Source organism: Oscillibacter sp. (assembly GCF_031978065.1).
Classification (GTDB): Bacteria; Bacillota; Clostridia; order Oscillospirales; family Oscillospiraceae; genus Oscillibacter.
The window spans coordinates 1-9,439 of the sequence record NZ_DALZCH010000117.1; the positions used below are offsets into that span (position 1 = coordinate 1).

A 9,439-nucleotide genomic window follows, 5' to 3' on the forward strand; every position below is an offset into this window, starting at 1 on the left:
CGCTCCTCGGCGCCTATGGTGGCGGCGGTGGCTGCCGCTCCTACGGCGGGGACATCCAGGCGGCGGGAAGCGACTCAGGAAAAATCCCTTCCCGCGCTGCTTTGGGAGCTGCTCTCAGAGAAAAAGACCGCCTTTTTCAGAAACGTCCGCCGGCTCCGCCGGCGGGCACGCCATCTGGTGCGGGAAGAACAGGCCCGCCAGTTCCCGGAATCCGATCTTGCGACGGTGCAGCTTTTGCTGTTTGCCCGAAACATGGCTCCGCTGCTGACCACCCGGTTCACCGAGCACAAAAAGGGCCAGCGCCAGCTTCTGGCGGGGCGTTTTGACCCCATCCGGTCTTTGTTTTCGCGGCTGTTCGGGCAGAAAAAGGTCCGACCCTTGCCTTTTTTGGCGGTTACAGGTGCGGCAGCGCTGGTCTTTGTATTCTTCTCTCTCTATACCGTGGGTACCACGGTGATTTACAATGGCGAGCAGATCTGCGCGGTGAAGTCCGATTCCGCCGCCAACCTTGCCAAGACCCAATTGGAGCAAATCACCTCCCGGGCCATCGGCGTCAGCTATGCCATTGACGAAAGCCTGCTGCAATATTCCTCTTCTCTGCTGCCCCGGTCCGAGGTGGTGGATTCTGATGAGTTGGAAGAGGGCCTTTCCGAGGAAATCGGCCTTGTGACCTACGGCTATTCTCTGTACGTGGACGGGGAACTGATCGGCGCGACCTCTTATAAGGGCGCTCTGGACGAGCTTTTGAAGCAGCTCAAGGACGGCATCAGCGACGAAAACACTATTTCCTGTGAATTTGAAGAAGCAGTGGAAATCAAGCCCGGCTACGTGCCCACCGACAGCATCATGAATCTGGGATATCTGGCCGAAACACTGTACAGCACCAAAACCGCTGAGGTGACCTACGAGGTCAAAAGCGGAGATACCTGGTCCCAGATTGCCAACAGCCGCGGGCTTACCTCCTCCGAGCTTCTGGCTTTGAACCCCGGCTATGACATCAACCGCCTGTCCATCGGCGAGGTGCTGACCCTGTCCGCCTCCGTTCCCTACCTCACCATGACCGTGGTGGAGCAGGAGCGATATATGGACGCGATTCCCTTCGATGTGGAATATACCGACAGCGCCGACCTTTACAAGGGTGACTATAAGGTCACCTCCGCCGGCGAAAACGGCTCTGCCGACGTGGTGGCCAACGTCACCTATGTCAACGGCGAGGAGATGGAGCGGATGATTCTCTCCTCCGTCACTCTGAAGGACCCTGTCACGGAACAGCGGCTTCAGGGAACCAAGGACCGGCCCACATGGCTGCCCACCGGCTCTTTCCGCTGGCCCTGCTCCGGAAATATCACCTCCCGCTTTGGCTATCGGAATTTGAGCTACAGCTATGCCTCGACAAACCACAAGGGCATCGACATTGCCAACCGGTACGGCACCGCTATCTATGCCGCCGACGGCGGCACGGTGAGCTACGCCGGCTGGATGAGCGGCTATGGCTATCTGGTGCAGATTAACCACGGCAACGGCTACGTGACCTATTACGGCCACAACTCCAGCCTGGTCGTTTCCGTCGGGCAACATGTGTACAAGGGCCAGCAGATTGCCCGCATGGGCTCCACCGGAAATTCCACCGGAAACCACTGCCACTTTGAGGTCCGGTACAACGGCGTGGCCCGCAACCCCTTGAATTACCTGCCATAAAAAGTATCCGGCGCGTCTTTTGACGCGTCGGACTTTTTTTGTCGGTCCATTCCGAAATCGGGCGTTTTTAGTCACGGAAAATTTACTTTTCAAATTTGGCGGGACGTGTTATACTAGGTCAAAGAGAGAGTCTCTCTTTTCACCATACGAAAGGAGCGATATCCATGAAGTGTACGTTTGCGTTTAAGAAGGTCACTCTGAACAGTTCCATTAAGGACTATACCGAGAAAAAACTGTCCAAGCTGGACCGGTATTTTCAAGAGGAAGCCACCGCGTTTGTGACGTTTTCCGTGGAGAAGGAGCACCTATGCACCGCAGAGATTACGATTCGCGGCGGCAACACTCTTTTCCGCGCCCAGAAGCAGGAGACGGACGGCGACATGCGCAGCGCCATTGACGCCGCCGCCAACTATATCGAGCGCCAGATTCTGAAAAATAAGACCCGCCTTTCCAAACGCCTGCGGAATGAAGGGTTCTCCCCGGAAGCCCCCGACGAGCTTGACGTCGCCGAGGAGAAGGAATTCAACATCGTCCGCACCAAGCGCTTCGCCGTCAAGCCTATGAGCCCGGAGGAGGCCATTTTGCAGATGAATCTGCTGGACCATTCCTTCTTTGTCTTCCGCAGTGAGGAGGACGATTCTCTGTCCATTGTATACAGGCGCAAAAACGAGGGTTACGGTATGATTGAAACCGGCGAAGAGTAAAAGTACCGTAATTTGTAAAATTTTTGATTTTCAACCGGGCCGTTCAACGGCCCGGTTGCTTTTTTTTGTTTTTCGGTATACACTGAGTAAGTAATTTGCAGCATTTTTAAAGTTTTTTCCCCAGTAGGGGTGAATAGAAAGGTTTCATAAATTTTATGAAAATGATTTTTTTAGTGGACGGCGATAACAACATCGGCACCGGCCTTCAAGGTGCGGACCAGTTGAAAGCCGAAGACTCCATTCTGATTTTTTATCAGAAGACCGGTCTTTCCCTCAGCAAGATCAAGGAGCTATGCAAGGGCAGCAAAGCCAGCATCCAGTATCTGGAGAGCGTGAAGGGCGGAAAGAACTCCATTGACTTCCAGATTATTACGGAACTGGGCGTGCTGGTGGGCCGGGGCGAGGCCGACTGCGCCTACGTCATTAGTCAGGACAAGGGGTACGAGGCCGCTATGAGCGCCCTGCGGATGCGGTATGCCGGTGCATTTCGGGAGGTGGCGCTGCGCCCCTCCATCGCCGCGTGCCTGAAGGCGTTTTATCTCCTGCGGGCCACCAGCGCCGAAGAGCTGCGCGCCTCCTTACAGCAGGAGTTTGGCGACGTTCAGGGCATCGCTGCTTTTGACCACTTGCAGGGGCTGTTTCAGCCTGTCAAGCCTGCCGCAGAGGAAAAGCCTGTGGCGGCATTAGCAGCGGCTTCCGTCACGGAGGACAAGCTTCCGTTAGCCTCCGCCGGAGAAAAAGTGGTAAAAAAGAGTCGAAATGGGCGGCGGCGATCCGCCAAGAGCGCGGATGCCAAGTCCGCTGAAGCGAAACCCAGTGAGGTAAAACCCACAGAAGTGAAGTCCGCGGGGGTAAAACCCGTCGAGATGAAGCCCGCCGGGGGAAGCCCGGAAAAGCCTGCGGCGCAGCCTTCCCCCAAGGGGGCGGCCCAGCCCTCTGTGAAGCCCAATCAGCCCGCAGCCCCCGCTTCCACGGCATCACCCGCGCCCAAGCCTGCCGCTCCGGCTGCGCCGAAGTCCCAGCCTACCGCGCCTGCGGCAGAAGACAAAGCCGCCGTAAAGCTGGTCCGCGCCGCTCATCGGGGCGGGCGGCGCAAGAAAAAGCCCGCCGCGGAAAAACCGGCGGGAGAGGCATAAATACCGGGGGATGGAGCAGTGCTCCATCCCCCGGCTGTTTTCAGCGATGATCCTCTTCGTACATATGGGCCATCAGGTCCAGCAGCTTGCTGGAATAGCCCCATTCGTTGTCGTACCAGGCAATGAGTTTGACGAAATTATCGTCCAGCATGATGCCCGCTGTCTCGTCAAAAATACAGGTTTCGGAAAACCCGGTCAAATCGGAGGAAACCACCTGATCGGTGGTATAGCAGATAATGCCCTTCATGCTGTTGCGGGAGGCATTTTCAATGGCCACGCACACATCGTGATAGCTGGCGGGCTGCTTCAGCCGCGCGGTCAGGTCCACCACAGACACATCGTTGGTTGGCACGCGGAAGCTCATGCCTGTCATCTTTCCAGTCAACTCCGGAATGACCAGACCCACGGCCTTGGCTGCGCCGGTGGAGGAGGGGATGATGTTTCCGATGACACTGCGCCCGGTCCGCCAGTCCCGGCCTGCGCGGGAGTCCACCGCCTTCTGCTTGGCAGTTGCCGCGTGGATGGTGCTCATCAGCGCCTGCTCGATTCCGAATGTGTCGTTAATCACCTTGGTCATGGGGGCAAGACAGTTAGTGGTGCAGGAGGCGTTGGACACCACGTTCACGTCAGGAACATAGTTCTTATGGTTCACGCCCATCACAAAGGTAGGCGTAATATCGTCTTTCGGCGGCGCGCTGAGAATGACCTTTTTCGCCCCGCCCTTAAAGTGAGCGGATGCCCTCTCAGTGGAATTGTATACGCCGGTGGATTCAATGATGTACTCCGCGCCGCAGTCGTCCCACGGAATGAGACTTGCGTCGTTCTCGGAATAAATCCGGATTTTTTTTCCGTTAATAATTAAGTGTCTGTCATCGTGCTCCACCGTCCCATGATAGGTGCGGAACACCGAGTCATACTTCACCTGATAAACCATGTAATCCAAATCCGCGTTCCGCAGATTGATACCGCAAAGCTGATAGCTGCTGCAGCCCCGCTCCAGCATAATCCGCAGCGCTACTCGTCCGATGCGTCCGAAGCCGTTGATTCCAACCTTAATCGCCATGTTCCTTACCGTCCGATCTCATATTTTTCGCGGCGCTGCCCCCGCGCCGTTTTGGTACCCGCTTTTCGCTCCGGGAAATGCCTTCCGGGAAATATGCGCATCCCTCCGCCTTTGGCGGAAAGTCGGGAAATCACAAAGCCTACGCGGCCGCCGCGCTGCGGCTATGCCAACTTAGGCGGGAAGCATCAGCGCCGCTTGTCTCAACCGGCGCCAACGATCCTTTACAGGTATTATAGCATGCTTTTCCGAAATGTGAACCTTTATATACGCAAAATTACGTAGTATTTTTCCAATGTTTCCTTGGCGGTTTCCACAAGATTTCATTCTCTTTTCTCCCTCGAAATTTGTCAAACCCCAACGAATGCAGGAAATTTTCAATAAAAAGCAGGAAACTACTTGTTTTTGCACCCTTTTTTTGATATTCTGAGGAAATACAGAAAGAAAATGCCCGCCGTATTGCAAAACCCAGAGTTTTCCGGGGTTATGGTCCGGCTGTCTGCAAACCCTATACTTTATAAACGCAGGCACCGAAAGGAGGAACGCTGTGGAGAATTACGAGTGTGAGGAAGCACATCTGTTAACCAGTCTCTTCCCCTCCATTGCAACGCAACTGCGCGGCATGCTTAGTGGGCTTTACCTCGCGGCCACAGCGCTGGCCCCCGCAGAGGCCCGGGAGCAGGATCCGGAGTTGGACCGAAAAGCAGCCCGGCTGGACCAGCAGTATTATCAGATGCTGCGGCTGGTAAACTGCCTGTCCGCCGCCGCGCGGCTGGACGGCCACACCCCCTTATCCATGCAGGACTGCGATCTGGCGGGCTTGCTCCGGGATGTTTGCGACGAGGCGGAGGGGCTGGCGCGTCTGATGAATCTGGAGCTGACATTTGACTGCGCACTTCCTCAGCTAATCTGTGCGGCAGACCCGGATTCCATCCGGCAGTTGTTGTTCCAGCTCTTGTCCAACGCTTTTAAATTTACTCCTGCCGGCGGCTCGGTCACTGTGACACTGCGGCGCACGGACAACCACGCGATTCTGGATGTGGAAGACACCGGCTGCGGCATCAACGACCTGCATATGAAGGCTCTTTTTGACCACTATTCCCGCCGGGAGCCACGGGACCCTCCGCCCCACGGTCTGGGTCTGGGTCTGCCCCTGTGCCTTCGGATTGTGGAAGATCACGGCGGAAGAATGGCGGCGGAGTCGCGGCTTGGTACGGGATCGCGGTTTACGGCACGGTTCCCCATCCGTCGGGCAAACCGCAGCGGCTTGTCCGACGCGCGGTTTGACTACACCGGCGGCTTTAATCAGGCCCTTTTGGGACTGGCGGACGCCCTGCCCACAGAGGCGTTTGTCATTCGCAACCGCTGACGAAGCTTTGTCTATCGACGCAAAAGGGGGACCGAAGTGGTCCCCTTTTGCGCGTTTGTGGCCCGGCAATCTGGGCCGAAGGAGGATATTTTTACATGGGTCAAAGTGTTTTTCTCGGAATGAGCGGCGGGGTGGACAGCTCCGTGTCTGCGCTGCTTCTGCAACAGGCGGGATACGACGTGTCCGGCGTGAACCTGCGTCTGTTTCACAACGAGGATTTGGGCGAATGCCGGGAGAAGACCTGCTGCTCCTTGGCAGACGCGGAGGACGCCCGTGCAGTGGCCGCGCGGCTGGGTATTCCCTTTTATGTGTTTGATTTTTCGCAAGTATTCCGCAGCACGGTCATCGCAGACTTTATTTCGGAATACGAGGCGGGACGGACGCCCAACCCCTGTGCGGAGTGCAACCGCTCCGTGAAGTTCGGCGCGCTGCTGGAACGGGCGCTGGCACTCCACGGCGAATTTCTTGCCACCGGACACTACGCCCGAGTGGAGCGAGACGAGACAACGGGTCGCTGGCTTTTAAAGCGGGGCGTGGACCGGAGCAAGGACCAAAGCTATTTTCTTTACATGCTGACACAGGACCAGCTAAGCCGCACCCTGTTTCCTCTGGGAGCACTACACAAGACGGAGGTCCGGGAAATTGCGGAGCAAAACGGGCTGGTAAACGCCAAAAAGCGGGACAGTCAGGACATCTGCTTTGCTCCTGACGGCGACTACGTCTCCTTCATTCAGCGGACCACCGGCCACCCCTCTCCCACCGGCGATTTTGTGGACCAGGAGGGGAAACTCTTGGGGCGACACAAGGGCTTTGTCCGCTATACCCGGGGGCAGCACAAGGGTCTGGGTCTATCCATTGAGCCGCCCCTTTATGTACTGGACAAGGACCCTGCCACCGGAACCATTCGTCTTGGGCCGGATTCAGCCCTGTGGACCCGAGTGCTGACGGCAGAGAACATGAATTGGATTTCCGTCCCTGCGATCACGAAGCCCTTGCGTGTCACCGCCAAAACCCGATATAGCCAGCAGGAGTCTGCCGCCACGGCGGAAGCGCTGGAAGGAGGGGTCCTACGGCTCACCTTTGACGTGCCCCAGCGGGCCGTTACATCGGGACAGGCCGTGGTGCTTTACGACGGGGAGACGGTGGTGGGCGGCGGGACCATCGTACAATAAAATTGACAAAGTAACAGGCGGGGCGCGTCTGCGTCCCGCCTGTTATCGGTCGCTGGTCAACCAGATATCCTGGTAAATGAGATCATCCACATCGCTGGTCTGGGAGCTGTCCATACGCATAACCCACCTCTTTTCAAATCCGTATCCTGACCAGTATATGCAGAGCAGAATAAAAAATTGCGCGGAATTTCGCACCATATAAAAAAGGTTTTTTAAAACAGGGGTTGACAAACCGATGCTTTATGTGGTATTCTAATTTCTGCCGATATCTGCCGGTGTGGTGGAATTGGTAGACACAGGGGACTTAAAATCCCCCGGCAGCGATGTTATACCGGTTCGAGTCCGGTCACCGGCACCATTGGTATTTGCAGCGCAATTTTATATCGCGGGGTAGAGCAGTTGGTAGCTCGTCGGGCTCATAACCCGGAGGTCGTAGGTTCGAGTCCTGCCCCCGCAACCATAAAGGAAGCATCCTAACAATCGTTAGGATGCTTCCTTTTTTGCACTTTTATACTACATATAGTGTTTTTATATAGGTTCCTTCAAAATGTGGTACTCCCCGGCTGGTAAGCAGCTTTGCACCAGCCACCAGTAGCTACGAGCCCATTTAATGAAATATTGGTAAGTGTTGTTTAATATCGGTGGGTGTGTGTAAAAAATTGCGCACGATTTGCACATTCGGAAAATTGTGTGGTAAATGGCACCCCAAAAAAATTTTGCCTCTTCCCTATCCTATGCGTCCCCTTTTTACATAGGCGTTATTTATGCGTATAGAACCGTACTGTATACCCTGCTTTTCAGGGCAACTACATTGGCTTCCGTTAAAAGGCATCCCATAGTTTTGGATTCATTAGGTCTCAAGGCGTGGATGTACGTATCTCTAATCACTAAAATTTTGATTGGAGACGTATAACATGATGCACAAGGCCTTTCTTAAAACACAAGCACATCTCCTCTTTCTAGGTTTTAGGAAGGAGGGATCCCTTGTACACTAAAATGGTCATTGTCAGAGAGAAAGTAACCATCACGCAAATTGAAAAGCTTAATCTCAACACGTCAAAAGCTCAGCAGCTAAGCCTAATGAAGTCGGATAATAAAATAGAGATAAATAAAAAATATCACTATAATCAATTGCGTAAGAGAAGAGAACTCGAAGCTATCATTGAGATTAATTTTAAGCCCGAAGAAAGTTGTTTCTGTACGCTGACATTTGCCGACAGAACGCTCGACTTTGACGCTGCAAATCACTATTTAGATAATTTTCTCAAGCAGATGAGGCGAGCATACTCTAACTTTAAGTATGTTCTGACAATTGAATTTCAAAAAGACGGTCTGCCTCATTACCATCTTATTTGTAATATTTGGGATGAAACTGATGCGGCGCAAAGCATTCTCCGCTTCTGGAAACATGGTAGTGTAGATGTTGAATTGTCCGCGACACTTCCTAAGCTAATAAGTTATATGACAAAAACATTTCCTTTCAAAAAACGGTCTAGCTATCTTTTTGGAAAAAGAAGCTACAAGGCATCTCAGCGTCTAAACCGACCTATAATATTAAAATCATGGGAAATAGGAGTTTGTTCTTTTTACCATTTAAAAAGCAGCATTATATCTGGATCTGCGAAGTGGTGTAGATCTCTGAAGAACGAAAGTGCGGGGCAGATCACTTATGAGGAATATAAGTTAAATGCTCAGGGATGTAATACGTTTTTGAATGATTATATCTTTTCTGCAAAATCTTTTTGTAGAAAAAGACTAATAAAACTCCAAAATCCAAGTTTTGAATACAATACAAGCAAATACTGTTCAACATTTTCAAGTGAAAGGTTATATTCTACATTACCAATGCAATAACGTTCTTTCCCGTTATAATGGGGTCCCCATAACCATTCGTGTAATGGGGGTTCAGGCACATTATTATCTTGTGTACAAACAATACGTAAAATATTATCCTGTGCTGCATTAAAAGGCATAAGGATTGCGTTAACGTCATCTGTTCTTTACTTGAGTGCAGTCTGGACATCCGAAAGCATTCTTGCAAGCCCTGATATGGAGCGCACACTAATGGCTTTCTCCGGCGAAAATAAAATTTTATTTTCAAATGGTTAATTGTAAATGAAGATGGCCAGTTGAAAAGAAAAGTCCATGGTGATTTTTCCTAATGGTAGAATGGCGTTCTCACACAACCATCTGCCAAAGGAGGGCAATCACTATGGACTGCCAAAATTATACCACACTACAAGCGCAGCGCAAGCGTGGTCAACATCTCCAACGTGAAGAAAGAGGCGCCATTGAACACC

Annotated in this window: 7 protein-coding genes and 2 tRNA genes; 8 read left to right on the forward strand and 1 reads right to left on the reverse strand. The window is 53.0% G+C overall.

What is annotated here, in order from left to right:
• From RTK01_RS14160 to RTK01_RS14170, 3 genes are all read left to right on the forward strand, one after another.
• Positions 1 to 1,698: peptidoglycan DD-metalloendopeptidase family protein (locus RTK01_RS14160; RefSeq protein ID WP_312281593.1), on the forward strand; the 1,698-nt coding region annotated here is incomplete at its 5' end.
• Between the two features lie 164 nt (positions 1,699 to 1,862).
• On the forward strand, positions 1,863 to 2,402 hold the full coding sequence (hpf, locus tag RTK01_RS14165) for a ribosome hibernation-promoting factor, HPF/YfiA family (protein WP_312281594.1): 540 nt from the start codon (positions 1,863 to 1,865) through the stop codon (positions 2,400 to 2,402).
• A 155-nt stretch (positions 2,403 to 2,557) separates the two neighbouring features.
• Entirely contained in the window at positions 2,558 to 3,538 is a 981-nt protein-coding gene (locus RTK01_RS14170) for a PIN domain-containing protein (RefSeq protein ID WP_312281595.1), read from the forward strand.
• Between the two features lie 40 nt (positions 3,539 to 3,578).
• On the opposite strand, the gene gap is transcribed toward RTK01_RS14170, so the two are convergent.
• Positions 3,579 to 4,601 carry a type I glyceraldehyde-3-phosphate dehydrogenase gene (gene gap, locus RTK01_RS14175; RefSeq protein WP_312281596.1) on the reverse strand — a complete coding sequence of 341 codons (1,023 nt, stop codon included), beginning with the start codon at positions 4,599 to 4,601 and terminating at the stop codon, positions 3,579 to 3,581.
• Between the two features lie 544 nt (positions 4,602 to 5,145).
• On the opposite strand from gap, the gene RTK01_RS14180 reads away from it, so the two are divergent.
• The 5 genes from RTK01_RS14180 (at position 5,146) to RTK01_RS14200 (ending at position 8,993) form a co-directional block, all read left to right on the forward strand.
• Positions 5,146 to 5,967 carry an ATP-binding protein gene (locus tag RTK01_RS14180; protein ID WP_312281597.1) on the forward strand — a complete coding sequence of 274 codons (822 nt, stop codon included), beginning with the start codon at positions 5,146 to 5,148 and terminating at the stop codon, positions 5,965 to 5,967.
• 95 nt (positions 5,968 to 6,062) lie between these two features.
• Positions 6,063 to 7,139 carry a tRNA 2-thiouridine(34) synthase MnmA gene (gene mnmA, locus RTK01_RS14185; RefSeq protein WP_312281598.1) on the forward strand — a complete coding sequence of 359 codons (1,077 nt, stop codon included), beginning with the start codon at positions 6,063 to 6,065 and terminating at the stop codon, positions 7,137 to 7,139.
• A gap of 271 nt (positions 7,140 to 7,410) precedes the next feature.
• A tRNA-Leu gene (locus RTK01_RS14190) sits at positions 7,411 to 7,497 on the forward strand.
• Between the two features lie 26 nt (positions 7,498 to 7,523).
• Positions 7,524 to 7,599, forward strand: a tRNA-Met gene (locus RTK01_RS14195).
• A gap of 524 nt (positions 7,600 to 8,123) precedes the next feature.
• Positions 8,124 to 8,993: a hypothetical protein gene (locus RTK01_RS14200; protein ID WP_312281599.1), complete on the forward strand. Its 870-nt coding sequence runs from the start codon at positions 8,124 to 8,126 to the stop codon at positions 8,991 to 8,993.
• Positions 8,994 to 9,439 lie beyond the last annotated feature (446 nt).

Coding starts and splice junctions, on each gene's coding strand:
- hpf (WP_312281594.1), top strand. CDS start 1,863: ATGAAGTGTACGTTTGCGTTTAAGAAGGTCACTCTGAACAGTTCCATT.
- RTK01_RS14170 (WP_312281595.1), top strand. CDS start 2,558: ATGAAAATGATTTTTTTAGTGGACGGCGATAACAACATCGGCACCGGC.
- gap (WP_312281596.1), bottom strand. CDS start 4,601: ATGGCGATTAAGGTTGGAATCAACGGCTTCGGACGCATCGGACGAGTA.
- mnmA (WP_312281598.1), top strand. CDS start 6,063: ATGGGTCAAAGTGTTTTTCTCGGAATGAGCGGCGGGGTGGACAGCTCC.